General features: G+C 72.3%; 23 protein-coding genes. 10 read left to right on the top strand and 13 right to left on the bottom strand.

Translation table 11 applies throughout. The annotated features are described in order from the left end of the window. Positions 1 to 174: 174 nt before the first annotated feature. Both pdxS and pdxT read left to right on the top strand, forming a co-directional pair. Entirely contained in the window at positions 175 to 1,095 is a 921-nt protein-coding gene (gene pdxS / locus L3K22_RS12690) for a pyridoxal 5'-phosphate synthase lyase subunit PdxS (protein WP_263311684.1), read from the top strand. Beyond that, entirely contained in the window at positions 1,092 to 1,712 is a 621-nt protein-coding gene (gene pdxT / locus L3K22_RS12685; protein ID WP_263311683.1) for a pyridoxal 5'-phosphate synthase glutaminase subunit PdxT, read from the top strand. The genes pdxS and pdxT overlap by 4 nt, the downstream gene beginning before the upstream one ends. Before the next feature lie 25 nt (positions 1,713 to 1,737). On the opposite strand, the gene L3K22_RS12680 is transcribed toward pdxT, so the two are convergent. Genes L3K22_RS12680 through L3K22_RS12670 form a run of 3 tightly spaced genes read right to left on the bottom strand, consistent with a single transcriptional unit; the run spans position 1,738 to position 2,957 of the window. Continuing rightward, positions 1,738 to 2,139 carry a PIN domain-containing protein gene (locus L3K22_RS12680; RefSeq protein ID WP_263311682.1) on the bottom strand — a complete coding sequence of 134 codons (402 nt, stop codon included), beginning with the start codon at positions 2,137 to 2,139 and terminating at the stop codon, positions 1,738 to 1,740. Between the two features lie 3 nt (positions 2,140 to 2,142). Then, positions 2,143 to 2,421 carry a type II toxin-antitoxin system Phd/YefM family antitoxin gene (locus L3K22_RS12675; protein ID WP_263311681.1) on the bottom strand — a complete coding sequence of 93 codons (279 nt, stop codon included), beginning with the start codon at positions 2,419 to 2,421 and terminating at the stop codon, positions 2,143 to 2,145. Positions 2,422 to 2,462: 41 nt separating this feature from the next. Beyond that, on the bottom strand, positions 2,463 to 2,957 hold the full coding sequence (locus L3K22_RS12670) for a flavodoxin domain-containing protein (protein WP_263311680.1): 495 nt from the start codon (positions 2,955 to 2,957) through the stop codon (positions 2,463 to 2,465). A 274-nt stretch (positions 2,958 to 3,231) separates the two neighbouring features. Here L3K22_RS12670 and L3K22_RS12665 point away from each other — a divergent pair, with 274 nt between their 5' ends. Next, positions 3,232 to 3,780 (top strand): AMIN-like domain-containing (lipo)protein, encoded by a 549-nt coding sequence (locus L3K22_RS12665; RefSeq protein ID WP_263311679.1) that lies wholly within the window; start codon positions 3,232 to 3,234, stop codon positions 3,778 to 3,780. On the opposite strand, the gene L3K22_RS12660 is transcribed toward L3K22_RS12665, so the two are convergent. The 3 genes from L3K22_RS12660 to L3K22_RS12650 all read right to left on the bottom strand — a co-directional run bounded on the left by L3K22_RS12660 (position 3,755) and on the right by L3K22_RS12650 (position 7,528). Then, positions 3,755 to 5,227, bottom strand: a complete 1,473-nt coding sequence (locus L3K22_RS12660; protein WP_263311678.1) for an APC family permease — start codon at positions 5,225 to 5,227, stop codon at positions 3,755 to 3,757. The two genes, L3K22_RS12665 and L3K22_RS12660, sit on opposite strands and share 26 nt — an antisense overlap. Positions 5,228 to 5,417: 190 nt before the next feature. Beyond that, positions 5,418 to 6,059, bottom strand: a complete 642-nt coding sequence (locus L3K22_RS12655; protein ID WP_308445941.1) for a response regulator — start codon at positions 6,057 to 6,059, stop codon at positions 5,418 to 5,420. Continuing rightward, positions 6,056 to 7,528 (bottom strand): sensor histidine kinase, encoded by a 1,473-nt coding sequence (locus tag L3K22_RS12650; protein ID WP_263311677.1) that lies wholly within the window; start codon positions 7,526 to 7,528, stop codon positions 6,056 to 6,058. Before L3K22_RS12650 ends, L3K22_RS12655 begins: the two co-directional genes overlap by 4 nt. Positions 7,529 to 7,672: 144 nt before the next feature. Between L3K22_RS12650 and L3K22_RS12645 the strand changes: the two genes are divergently transcribed. Continuing rightward, positions 7,673 to 8,749, top strand: a complete 1,077-nt coding sequence (locus L3K22_RS12645; RefSeq protein WP_263311676.1) for an ABC transporter permease — start codon at positions 7,673 to 7,675, stop codon at positions 8,747 to 8,749. Between the two features lie 5 nt (positions 8,750 to 8,754). Beyond that, positions 8,755 to 9,507: an ABC transporter ATP-binding protein gene (locus L3K22_RS12640; protein ID WP_263311675.1), complete on the top strand. Its 753-nt coding sequence runs from the start codon at positions 8,755 to 8,757 to the stop codon at positions 9,505 to 9,507. 313 nt (positions 9,508 to 9,820) lie between these two features. Here the strand turns inward: L3K22_RS12640 and L3K22_RS12635 are convergent, their stop codons facing one another. Both L3K22_RS12635 and soxR read right to left on the bottom strand, forming a co-directional pair. Further along, entirely contained in the window at positions 9,821 to 10,450 is a 630-nt protein-coding gene (locus tag L3K22_RS12635; protein ID WP_010551987.1) for a superoxide dismutase, read from the bottom strand. Positions 10,451 to 10,661: 211 nt separating this feature from the next. Next, on the bottom strand, positions 10,662 to 11,165 hold the full coding sequence (gene soxR / locus L3K22_RS12630; protein WP_263311674.1) for a redox-sensitive transcriptional activator SoxR: 504 nt from the start codon (positions 11,163 to 11,165) through the stop codon (positions 10,662 to 10,664). A 106-nt stretch (positions 11,166 to 11,271) separates the two neighbouring features. Between soxR and fdxA the strand changes: the two genes are divergently transcribed. Then, entirely contained in the window at positions 11,272 to 11,601 is a 330-nt protein-coding gene (gene fdxA, locus L3K22_RS12625; RefSeq protein WP_010551989.1) for a ferredoxin, read from the top strand. 2 nt (positions 11,602 to 11,603) lie between these two features. Here fdxA and L3K22_RS12620 read toward each other — a convergent pair whose 3' ends face one another. Beyond that, positions 11,604 to 11,975 carry a hypothetical protein gene (locus tag L3K22_RS12620; RefSeq protein ID WP_263311673.1) on the bottom strand — a complete coding sequence of 124 codons (372 nt, stop codon included), beginning with the start codon at positions 11,973 to 11,975 and terminating at the stop codon, positions 11,604 to 11,606. A 225-nt stretch (positions 11,976 to 12,200) separates the two neighbouring features. On the opposite strand from L3K22_RS12620, the gene L3K22_RS12615 reads away from it, so the two are divergent. Both L3K22_RS12615 and L3K22_RS12610 read left to right on the top strand, forming a co-directional pair. Continuing rightward, positions 12,201 to 12,482, top strand: a complete 282-nt coding sequence (locus L3K22_RS12615) for a hypothetical protein (protein ID WP_263311672.1) — start codon at positions 12,201 to 12,203, stop codon at positions 12,480 to 12,482. A 547-nt stretch (positions 12,483 to 13,029) separates the two neighbouring features. Next, complete coding sequence (locus L3K22_RS12610) at positions 13,030 to 14,916, top strand: HNH endonuclease signature motif containing protein (protein ID WP_263311671.1); 1,887 nt, start codon at positions 13,030 to 13,032, stop codon at positions 14,914 to 14,916. 17 nt (positions 14,917 to 14,933) lie between these two features. Here the strand turns inward: L3K22_RS12610 and L3K22_RS12605 are convergent, their stop codons facing one another. Beyond that, complete coding sequence (locus L3K22_RS12605; RefSeq protein WP_263311670.1) at positions 14,934 to 15,320, bottom strand: barstar family protein; 387 nt, start codon at positions 15,318 to 15,320, stop codon at positions 14,934 to 14,936. Positions 15,321 to 15,446: 126 nt separating this feature from the next. Between L3K22_RS12605 and L3K22_RS12600 the strand changes: the two genes are divergently transcribed. Next, the gene (locus tag L3K22_RS12600) at positions 15,447 to 15,851 is read left to right on the top strand and encodes a MerR family transcriptional regulator (RefSeq protein ID WP_263311669.1); all 405 of its coding nucleotides are present in this window, start codon (positions 15,447 to 15,449) and stop codon (positions 15,849 to 15,851) included. Between the two features lie 18 nt (positions 15,852 to 15,869). Here the strand turns inward: L3K22_RS12600 and L3K22_RS12595 are convergent, their stop codons facing one another. The 3 genes from L3K22_RS12595 to aceA form a co-directional block, all read right to left on the bottom strand. After that, the gene (locus L3K22_RS12595) at positions 15,870 to 17,351 is read right to left on the bottom strand and encodes an Hsp70 family protein (protein ID WP_263311668.1); all 1,482 of its coding nucleotides are present in this window, start codon (positions 17,349 to 17,351) and stop codon (positions 15,870 to 15,872) included. A 114-nt stretch (positions 17,352 to 17,465) separates the two neighbouring features. Further along, a complete protein-coding gene (gene aceB, locus L3K22_RS12590) occupies positions 17,466 to 19,151 on the bottom strand; it encodes a malate synthase A (protein ID WP_263311667.1) in 1,686 nt (561 codons plus the stop codon). Positions 19,152 to 19,305: 154 nt separating this feature from the next. After that, the gene (gene aceA, locus L3K22_RS12585) at positions 19,306 to 20,643 is read right to left on the bottom strand and encodes an isocitrate lyase (RefSeq protein WP_263311666.1); all 1,338 of its coding nucleotides are present in this window, start codon (positions 20,641 to 20,643) and stop codon (positions 19,306 to 19,308) included. Between the two features lie 167 nt (positions 20,644 to 20,810). Between aceA and L3K22_RS12580 the strand changes: the two genes are divergently transcribed. After that, a complete protein-coding gene (locus tag L3K22_RS12580; protein WP_263311665.1) occupies positions 20,811 to 22,415 on the top strand; it encodes a helix-turn-helix domain-containing protein in 1,605 nt (534 codons plus the stop codon). Positions 22,416 to 22,572 lie beyond the last annotated feature (157 nt).

Genomic DNA, 22,572 nt, shown 5'->3' with positions numbered 1-22,572 from the left:
CTGGGCGCCACTCTTCGCATTGCCAGCCCCGGCCCGAGCCCCGCCCGCCCTGTGGACCCCCGAAGACACCCGCGCGACGCCGTGCTACGTTTTGGCCTAGATCAAAGTGGTGCAGGGAGGGTCGCGGTGTCAGGAGCCGTCGGCCCGCGCCGCGCGAGCTGCGAAGGAGCTCCCATGAGCGCCCCTGCCCCCACTCCGTCCACCAGCGCCGCCCCCTCCACCGGCACCGGCACCGTCAAGCGCGGCCTCGCCGAGATGCTCAAGGGCGGCGTGATCATGGACGTCGTCACCCCCGAGCAGGCAAGGATCGCCGAGGACGCCGGCGCCGTCGCCGTCATGGCGCTCGAGCGGGTCCCCGCCGACATCCGCGCCCAGGGCGGCGTCTCGCGCATGTCCGACCCCGACATGATCGACGGGATCATCGAGGCGGTCTCGATCCCGGTGATGGCCAAGGCCCGGATCGGCCACTTCGTCGAGGCGCAGGTGCTGCAGGAGCTCGGCGTGGACTTCATCGATGAGTCCGAGGTGCTCTCCCCCGCCGACTACGTCCACCACATCGACAAGCACCGCTTCACCGTGCCCTTCGTGTGTGGGGCGACGAACCTCGGGGAGGCGCTGCGTCGCATCACAGAGGGCGCGGCGATGATCCGCTCCAAGGGGGAGGCCGGCACCGGCGACGTCTCCGAGGCGACGAAGCACATCCGCACCATCAACGCCGAGATCCGGGCCCTGTCCGCCCGCTCGGAGGACGAGCTCTACCTCGCCGCGAAGGAGCTCCAGGCTCCGTACGCGCTGGTCAAGGAGGTCGCGGAGGCGGGGGCGCTGCCCGTGCCGATGTTCACCGCGGGTGGGGTCGCGACCCCGGCGGACGCCGCGATGATGATGCAGCTCGGGGCCGACGGGGTGTTCGTCGGCTCCGGGATCTTCAAGTCCGGCGAGCCGGCGAAGCGCGCGGCCGCCGTCGTGCGCGCGACGGTCTCCTACGACGACGCCGCCGTGATCGCGGAGGTCTCGCGGGGCCTCGGCGAGGCGATGGTCGGCATCAACGTCGCCGACCTCCCCGCCCCGCACCGCCTCGCCGAGCGCGGGTGGTGAGCGGGGGCGCGACCTCCGGCCCGCGCATCGGGGTGCTCGCCCTGCAGGGCGACGTGCGCGAGCACGCTCGTATGCTCGAGCAGCTCGGTGCGCACGTCACCGCGGTGCGGCGACCCGCCGAGCTCGCAGTGGTCGACGGCCTGGTGATCCCCGGCGGGGAGTCGACGGTCATCGATCGCCTCGCCCGGATCACCGGGCTGCGCGAGCCGCTGCGGGAGGTGATCGCGGAGGGCCTGCCGGTGCTCGGCACCTGCGCGGGGCTGATCCTGCTGGCCGCGCGGCTGCGGGACGGCGGCCCCGGTCAGGAGACCTTCGGCGGGCTGGACGTGACCGTGCGCCGCAACGCCTTCGGCCGGCAGACGGAGTCCTTCGAGACGGATCTCGTGATCCCCGCGCTCGAGGGGCCGCGGGCCGACGGGGCGCCGGTGCGGGCCGCGTTCATCCGCGCCCCGCTGATCGAGGAGATCGGCCCGGCCGCGGAGCTGCTCGCCGCGCTGCCGGACGGCCGCGCGGTCGCGGCGCGGCAGGGCCGGGTCATGGGTCTCGCCTTCCACCCCGAGTCCACCGGCGAGACACGCTTCCATGAGCTGTTCCTGCGGGTCGTGCGGAAAGGATGAGTAAGACGGAACGGTCGATTCGGCATCATCCGACGCGATCGACAGGGTCCAGGACCTCCAGCCCGAGATGCGCCGCGACGTCTTTCATCGTCCTGTCATGAGTGGCGACGACGACCGGCTCGCCCAGGAGCAGCGCAGTGGCGAGGTGCAGCGCACCGAGAGTCTTCACGTGGCGCTCGATGGACTCGGCCACGGCATGCGTGTCGCGCCCGATCTCGAGCAGTCCCACCCGATCCAGGAGTGGCGTCCCGTCGACGAGGGACCGTCCCTCACGGCGGAGGACGCGCACCACCTCGGTGCGGAGCAGGCGGGAGGAGACGAGAGTCCCGGCCCGGTCCATCCAGGACTGGACGTGCGTGCGCTCCGGAACATCGAGGATCGTGCGGAGGGCGACAGAGGAGTCGAGATAGACGAGGTCACTGCTCATGACTCAGTGATCGCCGCGCATCTCGGCGAGGAACGCATCCGCCTCACTCGTGGTGTACACGGGCCCGCCGACCCGCGACGGCCACGGGGACGGCGTCGACCGCGCAGGGGTGAATCTCCCCTGCCGCTCGAGCCTCGCCAGCACGCCTTCGGGTTCTCGGGCGCTGCTGACTCTCCACCGCGGCACGCCCCGCTCCGTCACGACCACGTCCTCTGTGTCGGTGACACGAGCGAGCACCGCGGCGGTCTGCTGGTTGAGCTCGCGCTTGCTGATCGTCGTCATGACCGCATTGTACTACCGGCGTAGGACATCGTCACTGCAGGTCAGCCCTGCAGCAGCGGCGCTATCTCCCTCCCCCACGCCGCGACGGCGGGCAGGTCGCGGAAGTCCCCGGTGGGGGTGCGCATGGACTTCAGCAGCACGCGCTCGTGCAGCGGGATGCGGTCCATGAGCACCCAGCCGGGGAAGTTCGCGGTCGCGACGGGGGCGTGGTCGAGGGTCGCAAGGAAGGCGTCGGTCGCCTTCTGCTTGCCGCCCTTGGCGGGGTCGGCGGCGGAGCCGGAGCAGGAGAAGAAGGCGAAGGGCCTGGTCGCGAGGGCCGCGGCGTGCTGCTTCGCCCAGTTCGCGGCGCTCTTCTCGATGGACTCGACGCGCACGCCCGAGCCGAGCACCACGGCGTCGTAGCCGGCCGGGTCCGGCGCGTCCTCGATGTCGACGAGCTCGCAGTCGAGACCTGCCCCGCGCAGGGCGTCGGCGAGGGTCTCGGCGAGGGTGCGGGTGGCTCCGGAATGGGTCGCATAGGCGACGAGGGCTGTCATACGGGGCATCGTGCCAGCCCCTCGGCCCCGACATGCGGGACCGAAGTCCGCCGCCTGCAGCCGCTCGTGCCGTCCATCGGGCATCAGGTGTCGATCACCCTCGGCACCGGCCGACGCGATGGCTGCGGATAGTTCCGCTCCCGCAGGTCATCCCTAGATCACGATTCGGTCGTCATGACCTGCCGGTCACTGGAACGCGTCCCCGCGGGAGCGGAGAATCCCGTCATACGGCCCTGGCCGCCGTGGCCTTCGCCGTCGCCTGGAGGAGGCAGCCGTGAAGAAGAGAATCCTGTCCGTCCTCGCCTCGGGCGCGCTGCTGGTGGGACTGGGCGCCGTCGCCCCGGCCACCGCGTCGGCCGCGCCGTACTGCGGGATCCGCTGGGGGTCGCTCCCCGAATCGGTCACCGCCACCACCTCGGCCCAGGTCGAGAACCTCCGCTCCGGCCGCCACGACTGCTTCGACCGGCTCGTCGTGGACCTGGACGGCACCGCCACCGGGTACTCCGTCTCCTACGTGAGCCGTGTGGAGCAGCTCGGCTCCGGGCAGGTCGTCCAGCTCTCGGGCGCGGCGGACCTGCAGGTCCTCGTCGAGGCCGCGGCCTACGACGACCGCGGCGAAGCGACCTACTCGCCGCGCACCCCGTCGCGCGCGGTGGACGTGACCGGCTATCGCACCTTCCGCCAGGTCGCCTTCACCGGCAGCTTCGAGGGGCAGACCCTGATCGGGCTCGGCGTCCGCGCCCGGCTCCCGATGCGGGCCTTCGTGCTCGACGGACCCGGTGACGGCTCGCGCCTGGTCATCGACGTCGCCCATCGGTGGTGAGCCCCGGGTCCTCGTCCGCGCCGCCCACCGGCGCCTCGTCGTCGACAGTCGTCTCGCCGACGGTCATCTCCGCACCGGCGTCCCCGTCCTCGGGGGCGCCGGTGCTGCGCGTCGGGCCGGCGACAGCACCGAGCACGAAGGCGCCGACGAGGAGCGCGGCGCACACGATCGCCGCGACGGTCCCGCCCACCATCAGCGGGAAGTTCGCCAGCGAGATGCCGAGCACGACGAACAGGCCCAGCCCGCCGAGCCCGGTCGCGACGAGGGTGATCGCGCCTGCCCGTCGGCCGCCGAAGCGGAGCACCGCGAGAGCGGTCAGCGCCATCATCGCGATCACCCCGATCGCGCCGAGGCCCGAGTACCAGGTGTAGATCTCGACCACGGGGTCCAGCTGCGCGAGCGCCGAGACCAGCACGATCGCGGCGGTGATGCCGGTGACGGTGAGCGAGGCGCGGGAGGGGGCGCGGTGCACCGGGTGCACCTGCCCGAGCGCGGAGGGCAGCACCCCGCGCCGACCGAGGGTGAACAGGTAGCGGGCGACGATGTTGTGGAACCCCAGCATGCACGCGAACATGCTGGTCACGACCAGGACCTGGGTCACGTCGCGCATGATCGGCGCGACCACGTCACCGGCGAGCGCGACCACGACCGAGTCGGGGCTCGCCGCGGCGGCGGCGAGGGCGTCCTCGGCGCCGAGCCCGGAGATCACCAGCCACGAGGAGACGGTGTAGAGCACGCCGATCAGCAGCACCGCGACGTAGGTGGCGCGCGGGATGGTGCGCAGCGGGTCGCGGGCCTCGTGGCGGAACACGGCGGTCGCCTCGAAGCCGAAGAAGCCCAGGAACGCGAAGAGGAGGCCCAGCCCCGGCGCGCCCGAGAGCGCCTCGGCGGGGCTGAACGGGACCGGGGTGAGCTCGCGGCCGGAGGCGAGCACGCCGAGGTCGATCGCGAGCACCGCGAGGATCTCGAGCACCAGCACCACGCCGAGCACCGCGGCGGAGAGGTCGATGCGGCGATGCGCGAGCACGCCCACCACCGCGATCATCACCGCGGAGATCAGCCACCACGGCAGCTCGATCCCGGTCCACAGGGTGAGCAGGTTCCCGGCCTGCACGCCGAGATAGCAGGTCATCGACACGGTCAGCAGCACGTAGCTGAGCAGGGCGACCGCCGCGGTGCCGAGGCCGGCCCGGCGGCCGAGGCCCTGGTGGACGTAGGCGTAGAAGGCGCCGGCGTCGGGGACGTGCGGGGTCATCCAGGTGAAGCCGACGGCGAAGAGCAGCAGGATGAGCGTGGCCGCGAGGATCATCAGCGGCGCGCCGATGCTCCCGGACTCCAGCAGGATCAGCGGGAAGTTCGCGACCACCACGGTGATCGGGGCCGCGGCGGCGACCACCATCAGCACGATGCCGGCCACTCCCAGCGATCGCGTCATCTCGGTGCGCACGGGGCCACCTCTTTCCGTCCACGGGCGCCCCGGGGCGGGCGCAGCTGCTCAGGATAGGGCGCAGCCCCTGGGGCCGACCCGGGCGTCCACGGCTGCGACCTGCGCAGACGCCACCTCCGACGGTCAGGAGCCGCCGGCACTCCCTGCTTCCGGCGCCCTGCTTCCGGCGTGACCCGCCGTCGTCCGCCCCTCAGCGGATCAGCCGACGCTCCCGCGCCACCCGCAGCGCCGCAGTGCGGCTCTCGACGCCGAGCTTCTCGTAGAGGTGGACGAGGTGGGTCTTCACGGTCGACTCGGAGATGAACAGGCGCTTGGCCGCCTCGCGGTTCGTCGCACCGGTCGCGAGCACCTCGAGGATCTCGGTCTCGCGCGGTGACAGGGCGGTGCGGGGCTCGGCCATGCGCCGCACCAGCAGCTGCTGCACCTCGGGGGAGAGCACGGAGCGTCCGGCAGCGGCCTCGCGCACAGCGTCCAGCAGCGCCTCGGTGGGCGCGTCCTTGAGCACATAGCCGGTCGCGCCGGCCTCGAGCGCACCGACCACGTCGGCCTCCGCGTCGAAGGTGGTCACGGCGAGGACCTGCACGCCCGGGTGCTGCGCACGGAGTCTCCGCGTGGTCTCGATCCCGCCGATCCCGTCGCCGAGGTTCAGGTCCATCAGCACCAGGTCGGGGACGCCCTCGCCGGTGGTCACCAGCCGGTCCAGCGCCTGCAGCGCCTCGTCGCCCGAGCCGACGTCGGCGACGACCTCGACCTCCGCATCGGCCTCGAGCAGGGCGCGCAGCCCGGTGCGGACGACGGGGTGGTCGTCGACCATCATCAGGCGGATGCTCACGGTCGGGCCTCCTGGTCGCGCAGCGGAAGGGTCAGGCCGACGGAGGTGCCCTCCCCCGGGGTCGAGTCGATCGTCACGGTACCCCCGGCCCGGTCCATCCGCGCCCGCAGCAGGCGCAGCCCGTCGCCGCCCTCGGTGCGATCGGGGGCAGGGGTGGCGGAGGCCGGCCCGGCGGCGGGGGCGTCCGCCGAGCGGGCGGCGGGGGCGGTGCGCGCGGCGTCGCCGGTGGCAGCGCCGCCGGCCGCCCGACCCACGGCCGACGGGTCGAAGCCGCGCCCGTCGTCGACCACGTCGAGGCTCACCCGGTCCGGCCACCAGGCCAGCGTGAGCACGCAGCGCTGCGCCTGGGCATGCCGCTGCACGTTCGCGACCAGGGACTGCGCGGCCCGGTGCAGGGTCTCGACCTGCTCGGGCGCGAGCTCCATCGGGGTCCCGTCGATCCGCAGCTCCCAGCGGGTGGGCCCGCCGAGCGCCTCGACACGGGCGATCACCTCGCGCAGCGCCTGCTCGAGGGTGGTGCGCGGGGCGCGGTCCGCGAGATCGCGGACCAGGCCGCGTGCGTCGGCGAGGTTCTCGCGGGCGGTGCCCTCGATGCGGGAGAACTCCTCGGCGGCCGACGGGTGAGCGGCGCCCGCGGCGCGGGAGAGCATCACGATCGAGTTCAGGCCCTGGGCGAGGGAGTCGTGGATGTCGCTGGCCAGGCGCTGCCGCTCCTCGGCCACGCCCTTCCTCCGCTCGGAGTCGGCGAGCTCGGCCTGGGCGGCGCGGAGATGCGCGACCAGCACCCGGCTGCGATCCGTCTCGCGCAGCAGGCGCCGGTAGACGGCGTGCGCGACCAGGGAGAACACGGCGCCGATGAGCGGTCCGAGGATCTCGCCGACGCCCAGCAGGTCCTCGTCCCGCCCGAGCACCGGGGAGACGATCGCCCACAGGGTCACCAGCGCGAGCGCGAGGGGCCCGCCGACGGGTCCCAGCGCGAACAGGACCAGGAAGAACAGCGTGAACGCGATCCACACGAACGACGGGGAGACGAAGGTGGTCGCCATCCAGGCGGCGGTCAGCGCGAGCACCCACGGCGCCGACGGGAGCAGCAGGTCGGTGGTGTCCGCGCGTCCGGCGTCGCCGCGGCGCAGGGCCCGCTGCGAGCCGAGCAGGTAGATCCCGGCGAGCACGGCGGCGCACAGGATCGCGAGCGGCGCGGGGACGCCGTCGGCCGTGATCGCGCGGACCGCGCCCACCACCGGCAGCACCAGGAACGCGATGTGCATCGCGCCGCGCAGGGTGGCGGCGAGGGCGGTGGAGGTGTCGCCCGTCGGCGCGGGATCGTCCGCCGGCCGGTGCGAGGCCCCCGGTGCGGGCTCGACCGCAGGCGCGGACCGGGCCGACGACACGGGCGTGCCGGTCGGCGCCCGGTCCTCCCCGATCCGGGGACGGTCCGACTCCTGCTCCGGGACTGGCTCTGCGTTCACCCTCGACACTCTATGGGCAGGCCCGCCGCGCACCCCCGCTCACGGCATCGTCCGAAAGGACGACTCGGCGCTCGTCCTTCGGGTCAGCGGGGACCATCCCGCACAGGCGATGTCGCGGGGCGGGATCCGCGATGGCATGGAGCCATGTTCGTCGCACTCAAGGACATCGTCCACGCCAAGGGTCGATTCACCCTCATGATCGGGGTGATCGCCCTGCTCACCCTGCTGCTGGTGCTGCTGACCGGCCTCACCCGCGGTCTCGCCCACCAGAACATCTCCGCCATCGAGGACCTGCCGGCCGACGCGGTCGTGCTCACCCCCACCCTCGGCGACGAGATCTCCTGGTCCGACTCGCAGGTCTCGACCGAGCAGGCCTCGACCTGGGAGGCGGCCGACGGGATCACCGCCGAGCCGCTGTCCGTCGGCCAGATGCGCATCGAGGCCGGCGAGGCGGTGACCTCGCTGGCCCTGTTCGGCATCGCCCCCGACGGCGAGGCCGCGCAGGCGCTGCCCTCGGCGCCCGCCCCGGGTGAGGCGCTGCTGCCCGAGGACGTCGCCGCCGACCTCGGCGTCACGGCCGGGGACACCGTGCAGGTCAACGGCCAGGACCTCACCGTCACCGGAACCGCCCCGACCTCCTGGTACTCCCACTCCCCCGTCGGCTACGTCGACGTCACCACCTTCCAGGACCTCGCCCACCAGGCCGAGGACACCGCGGGCTCCGCCCTGCTGGTCCACGGCGCCGGTCCGGACGACGCCGTCGTCGAGCAGGCCGCCTGGGACTCCGGCACCCGCGCCGTGAGCGTCTCCGACTCACTCGCCGCGCTGCCCTCCTACTCCTCGGAGAACGGCTCGCTGACCCTCATCCAGGCCTTCCTCTACGGCATCTCCGCCCTGGTCACGATCGCCTTCCTGTCCGTCTGGACGATCCAGCGCACCCGCGACATCGCCGTGCTGCGCGCCCTCGGCGCGACCGCCCGCTACGTCCTGCGCGACACCGTCGGCCAGGCCGCGATCCTGCTCGCCGTCGGCGCGGCGGTGGGAGGCATCGTCGGCGGGGCCGGCGGTGCGGCGCTCGCGGCCGTCGCCCCGTTCGAGTCCTCGGCGGTGACCGTGCTGCTGCCCGTCGCCGGGGTGCTCGTGATCGGCCTGCTCGGCTCCGTCCTCGCCACCCGGCGCGTCACCCGCGTCGATCCGCTGCTCGCCCTCGGAGGGAACTGAACCCCATGACCACCACCGCCAGGAACGTCGCCCCCGACACCACGACGACCGCCCCCGCGCTCTCGGCCCGGGACGTCACCGTCACCTACCCCGACGGCCGGAACCCCGACGGCAGCGAGCGCCTGAACACCGTGCTGCACCAGGCGAGCCTCGACGTGGCCCGCGGCGAGTTCGCGGTGATCCTCGGCCCCTCCGGCTCGGGAAAGTCCACCCTGCTCAGCGTCGCCGCGGGGCTCGTCGTCCCGGGCTCCGGCAGCGTCCTGATCGAGGGCAGGGACCTCACCGCGCTGGACGAGAAGCGCCGCACCGCGATGCGCCGCGACCGGATCAGCGTGGTCTTCCAGCAGCCGAACCTGCTGCCCGCCCTCACCGTGCGCGACCAGCTGCTGGTCACGAAGCACCTCGCCGGAGTGCGCGGCCGGCGCCTCCGCGCCGAACGAGACCGGGCCGAGGCGATGCTCGAGCGCGTCGGGATGGGCCAGTACGCGGACCGTCGACCGCACGAGCTCTCCGGCGGTCAGCGCCAGCGGGTCAACATCGCCCGCGCTCTGTTCACCGATCCGGCGGTGCTGCTGGTGGACGAGCCGACCAGCGCCCTGGACCACGAGCGCTCCCGCGAGGTCGTGGACCTGCTGGTGGGGATCACCCGCGAGCTGAAGGTCGCGACCGTGATGGTCACCCACGACCGAGAGTTCGCCGAGGACGCGGACCGGGTGATCACCCTGCGCGACGGCCGGGTGGAGGACCCGGCCGCCTGAGCCACGGCGCCGCGCGGGTCCCGCCGCCCCCGGACATGCCGACGCCGCCGCACGACGGGTCCGGGCCGCCGTGCGTCGGCGAGGTGCCGGTGACCCTACTCCAGCGCGTCCCCGACATCAGGAGGGTCCTCGGACGGGTTGCAGGAGGCCTGGTCCGGACGGGGTGTCGGCGGCCTGCCGGATCGGCGCGAGCGAGTTCGCGCGACGCAGGACGCGGCTGTGCGGGGATCCCCGGCATGACGCCGGCCCGCGTCCCCTGCGTCAGGGGACACGGGCCGGAGCCAGCAGTGTTCAGGGCACGACGCCCGAAGGATCAGGCCTGCGGCACGACGAGACCGGACGCCGAGGAGCGCGCGGCCTCGAAGCGGGCCTGGACGTCGGCCCAGTTCACGATGTTCCAGATCGCCTTGACGTAGTCCGCCTTCACGTTCTGGTAATCGAGATAGAAGGCGTGCTCCCACATGTCCAGCTGGAACAGCGGGATCGTCGCCACCGGCACACCGTTCTGCTGATCGTAGAACTGCTCGATCACGAGGTTCCCGCCGATCGGCTCGTAGGCGAGCACCGCCCAGCCCGAGCCCTGGATGCCCAGCGCCGCCGCCGTGAAGTGCGCACGGAAGGAGTCGAACGAGCCGAAGTACTCATCGATCGCCTGCGCGAGCTCGCCGGTCGGCTTGTCGCCGCCCTCCGGCGAGAGGTTCTTCCAGAAGATCGAGTGGTTCGTGTGACCACCGAGGTTGAACGCGAGGTCCTTCGAGAACTGGTTGATCGACCCGAAGTCCCCGGCCTCGCGGGCCGCGGCGAGCTTCTCCAGCGCCGTGTTCGCACCCTTGACGTAGGTCGCGTGGTGCTTGGAGTGGTGCAGCTCCATGATCTTCCCCGAGATCGAGGGATCCAGCGCGCCGTAGTCGTAATCGAGATCGGGAAGCGTGTACTCAGCCATGATCAGTCCTTCCTTTCGTCGAACCCCACCGGTCCGCCCGACGAGCAACAGCTCGACCATAGAACCTCAAGCCCGCTTGAGGGCAAACCGGGGCGTCATACGTCGCCATCAGCGGACGGCTGTGGACCGGCGCGCGGCGGCCCGGCGGCCGACGCCCCGCACTCGGCGGCCGTCTCGCGCGACTGCGCGGCGTCGGCCGCCCGCCCCGCACTCACGTCCGCTCGTCGCCGCCGTCGTCTCCTTCGTCGTCCTCGATGGCGTCCTCGAGCCGGCGGGGCCCGGCGCCGGTCGCGGCGAGCGCGTCGTCGGGGTTCAGCAGCGCGCAGGCCTTCAGCGAGAGGCAGCCGCAGCCGATGCAGCCGGTGAGCTCATGCTCGAGCCGCTCGATCGCACGTCGGCGCTCCTCGAGGGTGCGGCGCCAGCGGCGGGAGGCCCGCTGCCAGTCGGCGTGGGAGGGTGTGCGGTCCATGGGGACGTCGCCGAAGGCGGCGCCGACGTCGGCCAGCGGGATCCCGAGGCGCTTGGCGACCGAGACCAGGGAGACGCGGCGCAGCATGTGCCGGGCGTAGCGTCGCTGGTTCCCGGCGGTGCGCACGGAGGCGATGAGCCCCAGGTCCTCGTAGTAGCGCAGGGCGCTCGCGGCGACGCCGGTGCGTCGGCCCATCTCACCGATGGTCATGAGCTGCTCGGGCTCGTGGGGCGCATTCACGAGCATCCCCCTCCCTCCGCCTTGACCTCAAGTGCACTTGAGATCCTACGGTGCTCGCAGCACCGCGGGAAGAGCCCGCACCGCCCCACCGCTCCTGGGAGGACCGTCTCCGATGACCTACGTGATCGCCCTGCCCTGCGTCGACGTGAAGGACCGCGCCTGCGTCGACGAGTGTCCCGTCGACTGCATCTATGAAGGCAGCCGGATGCTCTACATCCAACCGGACGAGTGCGTGGACTGCGGCGCCTGCGAACCGGTCTGCCCGGTCGAGGCGATCTTCTACGAGGACGACACCCCGGACGAGTGGGCGGAGTACTACAACGCCAACGTCGAGTTCTTCGACGAGCTCGGAGCACCCGGTGGCGCGGCGAAGATGGGCGTCATCGAGAAGGACCACCCGCTGGTCGCGGCGCTGCCTCCGCAGGAGAACCCGCTGGAGTGAGGTCAGGGGGTGCCCGGCGCGGTGCCGCGGAAGCGGTTCGACAGCTGCACGTCGAACGGCCAGCGATCAGCTTCTCGATCGAGCTCGAACCCGAGCCCGCGGATCTCGCGACGGAACCCTCGGTATTCGGACTCCAGCCGCGCCGCGAGCTCCGACGCGACCGGCGGAGGATCCTCGAGGTACAGCTCCCCGTACGCCCCCTCCATCTCCTCGCCCCACGCGTGGATCCGTGAGATGAGGTCGATGGGGAGCACCTCTTCGAGGTCTGGCAGGTCGTCCAGCTCGACATCCGCCCACTCGAAGATCAGGGCGTAGTCCCACATGAGACGGATGCGGTGCGGCTCGTCTCCTTCGACCCTTCGCAGTGCGTTCATCCCGTGCCCCCTCGCCGTCGGCCCTTCCCGCGTCCGGCATGCCGCGGCGTACCTGTTCGTCCCCGCGGAGCGCACTGCTCTCCCCAGGTGCCGCGAGCACGGCCCGCCAGCGCGAGCACCGTCTGACGCACGTCCGGTGGGCCGAGCAACCGCGCAGTGCCCAGCAGGACCGCGAGCAGGTGCGGCACCCGGAGGAGATCGCGCACTCCCCTCTACGATGCAAGCATGGACGATGCCCGTCCGCCCCGACGCGGGCGGCGCTCCCCCGGGGACCTCTCCCTCGCCTTCGGCCTGATCGCGCTGCTCTGCGCCCTGATCCCGATCTTCGGCGACGTGCTCGCCGTGCCGCCGGGCCTCGCCGCCGTCGCCCTCGGATATGTCGGGGTCAGCCGCCACGACCGCGGTCTGGAGCACCGCGCGCTGCCCGCCTGTGCCGGCGCGGGATTCGGCGCGATCGCCCTGTTCCTCGTGGCGGTCTCGCTCATCGCCACGCACGACACCGCCTGAGGTCGACGGGACGGCCTCGACCTGCGGCCATCCCGCGAGTCGCCGGGGCGGGCGGGGTGCGCTCGCGCGGACCGGTTCGGCATGCTCGCGCAGCACTCACCGTCGCCTCGTACGTCTGTGCGATTGGGGGACCCCGGAGACTCGACAGTTTCTCGGGTGACACCATCGTCGATACACGAAAAGCAACCTCCGGGCGCGTGTTCCGGATTCTCTCCGAGCCGACGGCGGTGACCGTTCCTGCTTCGTGAGCAGTGCGACCTCCCTGAACCCCGTTTCTCTCTGCCTCTCGCGGGACGACTCCCCCGCAGCTCAGGCATTCGACATCGGCCCGGGCGAACCGGACGATATGTCCGAAGCATCGCACGTCGCAGCAGCTCGCCGGCCGCGCTCTCCTGACGCGCATCCCGCCGCTGCCGCCACATCCGGACAGGACCACCCTCCCCACTGTTCCTCCACACGCCCCACCTTTTCCACATTCTGTGCACAGCTGTGGAGGGGTTTCCGCCGGCCCCTTCCCTCTATCCAACTGACATGCGATACTGGTCACATGGCAGAGGATCCGCAGCGACACGACGACACTGGGGAGGCCGACGGCGGCCACCGTCCGGTGAACGACGTCCCGCCAGCGGACGGTGCCGCTGAGGGCGCGCCGGTGCCGGTGGACGTACCCGTGCGTGTGGAGGAGAGAGCGGTCCTCGTCGGAGAGGTCGACGTCGCGGCGGCCCGGTCAGCCCTCACGACGCTCGGCGTGCAGGGCTCCCCGTCGCTCGACCGTCTGTCCGTGGCCGAGACCAAGGCGCTGCTGTCGAGCATCGTCGGGATCGAAGCTGCTCTGGATGCGGTACGAGCCCGTGCGCTGGTGCGCCTCGAGGCCGCGGTGAAGGAGGACTGCCTGCAGCGCGAGGAGAGCCCGCGACAGGCGATGCAGGTCGCCCGCTCCGAGGCCTCGCGGATGCTCAAGGAGTCGCGGTCCGTGGCCGGTCGGAGCCTGGCGACCTGCCGGCGACTGGTCCAGAGCATGCCGGGAATGCTCACCGTCCTGGCCGAGGGCACGCTGAACCCCCGCTCGGTGCACACCGTCGGCTCGGCGATGGGGCCGGTCCCGCCGCATGTGCGGGAACTGGTCGACACGATGCTCACCGCACAGCTCCCCGACCTGCAGTACTGCGGCACCCGGGAGATCTCCGACCACGTCGCACGTTTGCTCCATGCGCTGGATCCGGAGGGTGCGGCGGAGCGCCATCGTCGGGCGATGAAGGACCGGCACGTCACGATCACCCGCGAGGACCACGGCATGGCCTCGGTGCGGGCGCTGATCCCGGCGATCGACGCCGCCCGGATCCGGAAGGGACTGTCCGTCGCGGCGGAGGGAGCCCGCGCCGCCGGCGACCGGCGCGGCCACCAGCAGATCATGGCGGACATGTTCGCCGACGCCCTGGTCGGCCGGGGCGACGGCATCGATCCGACCACCCTGGACATCGGGATCATCATCACCGACCGGTCCCTGCTCGCCCCGGCGCACGCCGATGCGGCGACGATCGAGGGATTCGGGCCGGTCCCCTACGACCACGTCCGCGAGGCGATGCTGCGGGCCCTGGACTCCGGGGGCGAGGACACCGACCTCGCGCTGACGATCCGGAACCTCTACGCCGACCTCGACGTGGGCCAGCTCGTCGGTGTCGAGGCGAGGTCCAGAGCCTTCCCCGCCTCCCTGAGGCGCTTCCTCACGCTCGCCCATCAGACCTGTCGGGCACCGTTCTGCAATGCCCCGATCCGCCAGATGGACCACATCGTGCCCTGGTCGCAGGGCGGTGCGACCAGCCTCGACAACGGGAACGGCACCTGCGGCGGGGACAACCAGAAGGAGGAGTCCGGGGAGAGCGTCCGCGTCATCCACGACGAGGACGGGACGCGGCGCACGGTCGAGTGGACCACCCGCTACGGCCAGAAGGCACGGCGGGCCGGCATCAACTTCGACCCGGTCGGCACCTACCGACGGCAGCGCCGTCGTCAGCTGGCGGAGTCCGGCATCGCAGGCCTGCCGGTGCCTCACACCGCAGGATCGCCCATCCTTGCCCCTTCTGCTCTCCCCGCAGCCACCGCCGTCGACGGCGTCCCGCTGTCCGCTGCCGAGACTCCTCCCGTCGTCGAGGGCTTCCTCGAGGCGGCGACCCCGCCCGTCGCATCGGCCCACGGCACCGGAGCGACCGGAGAGGAACCAGCGTTGGACGAGGGCTCGTCGGCGAAGGGATGGTCGACGATCTACCGCGCCTTCGACCGCCTGCAGCTGCGGATCACGGACCTGCCGATCATCCGGCCCCGCCCTGTCAACGACGGCGTCCTCGTCCTGCTGGACGACATGGCCAGGGGCAGTTCTCCGAGACCGTCGCAGCCACCTGGACCGACGGACGTCCCCGAACCCCCAGCGCACTGATCCGGAGACCGCACAGATCAGGCGAGGACGAGTTCGATCCGGGGATGGTCCGCGAACACCTCGAGCACCGTGTCGAAGTACGTCGGCCCGCCCTCCGCCTCCAGCCGATCCAGCTTCCGACGCGCGATCGCCTGATCGAAGCGGGGATCCTCGAGCTTCGCCAGCAGCTGCGCACGCGTGACCTCCACGCCGAGCGCCTCCGCGGACGCGGCGTGCTCCGCCCAGATCACCCGCGCCTCCTCCGTGTCATGCAGGGCGCCGTAGCCGCCGCGGAGCATGTCGTCCAGCGCATCGAGGCTCGGCCCGAGCCGCCAGTCCTCACCGGCCATGAACACCCTGTTGAGCTCGTCGTAGAACGAGGGGATGTCGCGGATGCGGCGGCCGTCGAGGCGCAGGGTCAGCATGGGGACAGTCTCTCCCGACGGCGTCGATGCACCATGCAGCGGAGCAGGGCACCACATCGATGTCATGTATTGCGACACGCCCCTGACCTGCACGATCTGACGGCGACTCGGACATACTGTGGCGCCATGACCGCTGTTGACACCCGTGTGAACCCTGCTGCGAGCACCGGTGCTCCCGCACGCTTCGGCATCGGCGAGCTGTCCGCGCGCACCGGCGTGAGCGCCCGCTCACTGCGCTACTACGAGGAGCAGGGCCTGCTGACCCCGGCCCGCACCGCCGCCGGCCATCGACGCTTCGACGCCGAGGCGGTGGACCGCGTGCTGCTCGTGCAGCGGCTCTTCGCCGCCGGCCTCACGAGCACCGAGATCGCACCGCTGCTGCCGCCGCTGCTGGGGAGGTCCGACGGCGCGGCCGACGGGATCAACTCGCTGCGCGTCCACCGCCGCGAGCTCGAGGGACGGATCGCCCGCCTCCGCGACACGGCGGAGATCCTCGACGAGGTGCTCGAGGAGTTCCCCGGCGCCCGCTGAGCGCGCCCGCCTCCGCCGTCACCCCCGTCGGGCGAGGCCGTACTCCCGGCTGAACCCGCTGTCCAGGTCCGTGATCCGCAGCGTCACCGCTCCGGAGGGGTGCAGCTCGTAGCGCTCCTCGATGCGGGGCCCGCCCTCGCGGCGCGTCACCTCCACCTCGGCGAGCGCCGCCTCGTCGAGCGAACGCAGCGCCGGGGCGAAGGGGAAGAGCACGTCCGCGAACGGGACCAGGTCCCCGCGCGGCTCGCCGCTCGCATCCAGCGCCGCATGCTCCACGACGCGGAACCAGCCCAGGTCGTGCGCGGCGGTGCAGCTCCGGGTCACGGTGGTGGCGCCGCTGGTGGGCAAGGGCGCGTCAGGGGTGAGGACCTGATCGAAGGAGACCCCCTCCCCCGCTCTGACCTCGCGGAACACGCCGATGCCGCGGGAGAGGCGGTCGGCGAGGGTGACGCCGGAGTCCGGGTCCGCGGCGATCGCCAGTCCGATAGCGGTCGAGGCCGCCGGGTACGGGGACCGGTGCACGCGCCTGCCGAAGCGCTCGCGCAGCATCCGCCCCACCAGCGGCAGACCGGACCCGCCGCCGACGAGGTAGATCCCGGCGATGCCGGACTCGGCGTCGAGCTCGCCCACCAGGGGGGCCATGACCTCGAGGGTCCGCTCGATCAGCGGCGCGGCCGCGGCGTAGAAGTCCTCGACCGGGAGGATCACCGGGTCGTGCTCCTCGCCGAGGTCGATCATCATCCGACGGGTCTGCGGCAGCAGGCGCTCCTTCGCGGCCCGGCACTCCTCGCGCAGCGCATCCACGGCAGGCGCCCCGAGCTCCGCCACGGTCAGCCCTGCCCGCTCCAGCACCAGCTCGAGCAGCACCTGGTCCACGTCGTCGCCGCCGAGACGGCTGACGCCGTAGCTGCCGAGCACGGCGTGCCCGCCGCCGTCGGCCTCCACCAGCGAGCTGTCGAAGGTGCCGCCGCCGAGGTCGTAGACCGCGATGCGGGTGCGGCGAGCGGTGAGGCTGCGCGACTGGTGGTGGGTGTACTCGAAGCCGGCCGCGGAGGGCTCGTTGAGCAGGGCGACCACATCGATGCCGGCGCGTCGGAAGGCCTCGAGCGTCATGATCCGCTGGGCGGAGTGGGCGTGGGCGGGGACGGAGGCGGCGACCTGGCCGACCGGGACCGACAGCGCCTCCCGCACCGCGGTGAGAAAGGCGGTCACGAGGTCCAGCAGCAGGTGCTCGTGCCCGCCGAGCCGGACCGTCGTGCCCGGGTGCGTGTCCGGGTCGCCGAGCAGCCGCTTGAAGGAGCGCAGGTGCGGGGCGCCGGCGCGGGCGGCACGCTCCGCCTCGAAGCCGTGGACGAGCCGCCCGTCGACCTCGGCGATCACGGAGGGGAAGTGGGCGTGCTCGTCCCCGTCGGGGTCCGTGAACGGGAGGACGGGATAGTTGCCGCGGTCCACGCCCGCCGCGATGGTGCGGGTGGTGCCCATGTCGATGCCGATGCGCATGCCCTGAACATAGCCGGGTCGGCGCACGGGTGTCCGATCTGTCCGGAACGCTCGACCGAGCGCCCTCCGGACCTCACCCGTGCGCCGACCCGGCGCACCGTCACCTGCCCAACATCACCCCAGGTGGCGCTCGTACGCGCCGTTCGTGAGGAAGGCCGGGAACTCGTCGCCGAGGACGGCCTCCTTGAGCAGCTCGGCCGCCTCGGGGATGCGGCTGCCCTGCTCGGTGTCGAGCTCGAGCACGGCCCGGTCGATGAAGTACTCGACCCGCTCCCGCGTCACCGGCATGCCCTCGTCGGTGAGCATCCCCTGGGTGATCCACTGCCACAGCTGCGAGCGGGAGATCTCCACGGTAGCCGCGTCCTCCATCAGGTGGTCGATCGCGACGGCGCCCGAGCCGCGCAGCCACGCGTCCAGGTAGCGGAGGGACACGCGGATGTTCTGCCGGATCCCCTGGGCGGTGATGGCCCCACCCTCGACCTCGAGGTCGAGCAGGTCCTCGGCGGTCACGTGCACGTCCTCGCGCAGCCGGTCCACCTGGTGCGGGCGCTCGCCCAGGACCGCGTCGAACTCGGCCTGCGCGGCCGGCACCAGGTCCGGATGCGCCACCCAGGTGCCGTCGAAGCCGTCGCTCGCCTCGCGCTGCTTGTCCTCCGCCACCATGACCAGCGCCTGCCGCGTCACCTCCGGGTCCCGGCGGTCGGGGATGAAGGCGCTCATCCCGCCGATCGCATGCGCGCCGCGGCGGTGGCAGGTCGCGACCAGCAGCTCGGTGTACGCCCGCATGAACGGCACCGTCATCGTCAGCTGCGAGCGGTCAGGGAGCACGCGGCGTCGGCCCCGGTCGCGGAACATCTTGATGATCGAGAAGAGATAGTCCCAGCGTCCCGCGTTCAGCCCCGCGCAGTGATCGCGCAGCTCGTAGAGGATCTCCTCCATCTCGAAGGCCGCGGGCAGGGTCTCGATGAGCACGGTCGCGCGGATCGTGCCGTGCTCGATCCCGAGCCGGCGCTCGGCGGTGGCGAACACCTCGTCCCACAGCCGCGCCTCGAGATGGGACTCGAGCTTGGGCAGGTAGAGGTAGGGGCCGGAGCCGCGCTCGATCAGCTCGCGCGCGTTGTGGAAGAGATACAGCCCTGCGTCGACCAGCGAGGCGGAGGCCCGCATCGAGCGGCCGTCGGCCCGCACCCAGCGCAGATGCTGCTCGGGCAGGTGCCAGCCGCGCGGCCGGAACACGATCGTCGCGGTCTCCTCGGCCAGGCGGTACTCCTTGCCGTTCTCGCCGGTGAAGTCGATCTGCCGACGGATCGCGTCGTGCAGGTTCAGCTGACCGTCGATGACCGCGTCCCAGGTGGGGCTCAGCGCGTCCTCGTGGTCGGCGAGCCACACCCTCGCCCCCGAGTTCAGGGCGTTGATCGTCATCTTCCGGTCGGTGGGGCCGGTGATCTCGACGCGCCGGTCCTCGAGGCCCGGCCCGGGGCCGGCGACGCGCCAGCTGCGGTCCTCGCGGATCGCACGGGTGGCGGGGAGGAAGTCGAACATGGCCCCGCCCGCGATGGACTCCCGGCGCAGGGTGCGGGCGGTGAGCAGCTCGGTGCGTCGGCTCGCGAAGCGGTCGTGCAGCAGGGCGAGGAAGTCGAGCGCCTCGGGGGTGAGGATCTCCTCGAAGCGGGGCCCCAGGGGGCCGACGACCTCGAGGCGTCCGCGCGGGGTGCTGCGGTCAGGGGCCGACGGGTCGGTCGAGGTGCCGGCGGCGGGGCGCTGCTCGGAGAGGGGACGGCGGTAGTCGATGAGGGTCATGGCGAGGTCCTTCCGGGACACGTGGCTGGTCAGGAGGGTCGAAGGGGTCCGGCGCGGGGTGGCGGGCCGAGGGGACGGGTCAGGTGGACGCTGGTTCTTCGCCCGGGGGCGGCGGGGTCTCCGCTCGCGGCCCCGGGGACGGGGCCGACGGCGCTCAGTGGAACTGGGCCGTCTCGGTGGAGCCCGCGAGGGCGAGCGTGGAAGAGGTGGGATTCAGGGCGGTGGCGACCCGGTCGAAGTAGCCGGTCCCCACCTCGGCCTGGTGGCGATGGGCGGTGAAGCCGTGCTCGGCGGAGGCGAACTCCGCCTCCTGCAGCTCGACGAAGGCGCTCATCTGCCGGTCGCGGTAGCCGCTGGCCAGCTCGAACATGGCGTGGTTCAGGGAGTGGAAGCCGGCGAGGGTGATGAACTGGAAGGCGTAGCCCATCGCGGCGAGCTCGCGCTGGAAGCGGGCGATCTGTGCATCGTCCAGGTGCCGCTTCCAGTTGAAGCTCGGCGAGCAGTTGTAGGCCAGCTTCTGGTCCGGGAACCGCGCGTGGATCGCCTCGGCGAAGCGGCGGGCGAGCTCGAGGTCCGGGGTGGAGGACTCGACCCACAGCAGATCCGCGTACTCCGCATACGCCAGACCTCGCGCGATGACGGGCTCGATCCCGGGGGTGACCTCGTAGAAGCCCTCCGCGGTGCGCTCCCCGGTGAGGAAGGGGCGGTCGCGCTCGTCGACGTCGCTGGTCAGCAGGGTCGCGGCGAGCGCGTCGGTGCGCGCGATGATCACCGTCGGGGTGCCGGAGACGTCCGCGGCAAGGCGGGCGGCGTTCAGGGTGCGCACGTGCTGGGAGGTCGGGATGAGCACCTTCCCGCCCAGGTGGCCGCACTTCTTCTCGCTCGCCAGCTGGTCCTCCCAGTGCACGCCCGCGGCGCCCGCCTCGATCATCGAGCGCATCAGCTCGTAGGCGTTCAGGGCGCCTCCGAAGCCGGCCTCGGCGTCGGCGACGATCGGCGCCTGCCAGTCGCGGCTGGTGGTGCCGGTCTCGGCGAACTCGATCTGTCCGGCGCGCAGCAGCGCGTTGTTGATCCGGCGCACGACGGAGGGGACGGAGTTGGCGGGGTAGAGCGACTGGTCGGGGTAGGTCTGGCCGGAGAGGTTGGCGTCGGCGGCGACCTGCCAGCCGGAGAGGTAGATCGCCTTCAGCCCGGCGCGGACCTGCTGGACGGCCTGGTTGCCGGTGAGCGCGCCGAGGGCGGAGATCCAGGAGCCGGGGTCCTCGTCGTTCTCGCGGATCAACTCCCAGAGGCGCTCGGCGCCGCGGCGTGCGAGGGTGTGCTCCTCGCGGACGGGGCCGGTGAGGGAGAGGACGTCCTCGGCGCTGTGGTCGCGGCGGACCCCCGCCCAGCGCGGGTCGATCTCCCAGTCGCGGGCGAGCTCCTCGGCGGTCATGGTCGGGTCCCCGGGGCGGGTGGTGCTGCGCGGGGCGGAGGGGGTCGGGGTGGTCATCATCGGCTCCTCGGGCTCGTCCGGCGGCCGGTGGGGCTGCCGTCCTCGACGAACTTCGTCGAGTGGTCACACTCTTGCCGCTCCGCAACCCCCTCAGAAGGTCCGATAGCGAAGAACTTCCGCGATATTTCTGTTCTTCAGAAGTAATCTGTGTCACTGTGGCCCGCATGACCGCTCAGCCCCGCACCTCCGGCCGACGTCCCGACGACGCCGCACGACGGCCCGCTGCCAGCGCCGGCTCCAGCACCGGCGCCCCCGGCGCACCTGCTCCCGGAGCGCTCGCGCCCGATCCCGACGACGAGGTCGACCCGCTGCTCATCGGCCGACGGATCCGTGCCGCGCGCACCGCACGCGGCCTCTCCCTCGCCGAGCTCGCCACGGCCCTGGACCGCGCACCCTCGCAGCTGTCCGTGATCGAGAACGGCAAGCGCGAGCTGCGCCTCGGGGAGCTGCGCCGGATCGCGCGCGTGCTCGAGGTGGGGGTCGAGGACCTGCTGGACCCCGAGCCCCCGTCGCGCCGGGCGGCGCTCGAGATCGCGCTCGAGAAGGCGCAGGCCGGAGCCCTCTACCAGGGGCTCGGCCTACCGGACCTGCCCGTGCGCAAGACCCTCTCCGACGCGGCGATCGAGACGATCCTGACCCTGCACGAGGAGCTGCGGCGCCTGCACGAGCAGCGGGCCGCGACCCCGGAGGAGGCACGGCGCGTCAACGGACAGCTGCGCCAGGAGCAGTCCGAGGCCGGCAACTACTACCCCGCCCTCGAGGAGACGGCGCGGGAGCTGCTGGCCCGGATCGGGCACAGCGGCGGCCCGCTCTCGCACCGCAAGGTCTCGCTGCTGGCCGAGGAGCTCGGCTTCTCCCTCCACTCGGTGCCGGACCTCCCCCACTCGGCCCGCTCGATCACCGATGCGTCCTCGATGCGGATCTACCTGCCGCTCGGGCGCGATGCCGCCGACCCCCGCACCACGGTGCTGCAGGCCCTGGCCGCGCACGTGCTGGGGATGGGCGAGCCGGCCGACTACGGGGAGCTGCTGCGCCAGCGGGTGGAGGTGAACTATCTGGCCGCGGCGATGCTGGTGCCGGAGGCGGGGGCGAGCGAGCTCCTGCAGCGGGCGAAGGCGCAGCGGGAGCTGTCGGTCGAGGATCTGCGCGACGAGTTCGCCGTCACCTACGAGCTGGCCGCGCACCGCTTCACGAACCTCGCCACCCATCACCTCGACATCCCGGTGCACTTCCTCAAGGTGCACTCCTCGGGCGCGATCGTGAAGGCCTACCAGAACGACCACGTCCGCTTCCCCACCGATGCGCTCGGCGCGGTGGAGGGGCAGCTGGTGTGCCGCTGGTGGAGCGCGAGGCGGGTGTTCCGCTCCGAGGACCGGATGCGGCAGTACAGCCAGTACACCGACAAGCCCGGCGGCACCTACTGGTGCACCTCCCGCATCGAGTCCGGCTCCGGCGGGGAGTTCTCCATCTCGGTGGGCACCGACTTCGCGCACACGAAGTGGTTCCGGGGCCGAGAGACGAGCGTGCGCCACTCCTCGAGCTGCCCCGACCCGGACTGCTGCCGGCGCCCCGCGCCCGAGCTGGTCGAGCGCTGGCACGGCTCGGTGTGGCCGGTCGCGCGACTGCACGCCTCGCTGCTCGCCGCGATGCCGACGGGCACCTTCACCGGAGTGGACCGGGTGGCGATGCTCGAGTTCCTCGAGCGGCACGCACCCTCGGAGCCGCAGGGGCCGGCGCAGCCGCAGGCGCAGTCGGCCGACGGGAGCTGAGCAGACGGGGACTGGGCGCAGGGACCGGCTCGGAGACGTCGCCGGACCGGGTCGATCGAACGCGCCGGTCAGGGCGGTCCCGGGATCCCTCGGAGCTCGTCGGGCGCCCAGGCCGGCCAGTCCGGATCCCCGATCCGCACCCCATTCTCGAACCTCG

This window comes from Brachybacterium atlanticum (assembly GCF_025669985.1).
Lineage (GTDB): Bacteria > Actinomycetota > Actinomycetes > Actinomycetales > Dermabacteraceae > Brachybacterium > Brachybacterium conglomeratum.
The sequence above is the reverse complement of the archived record's forward strand: the minus strand, read 5'-3'. Positions and strand labels throughout refer to the sequence as shown.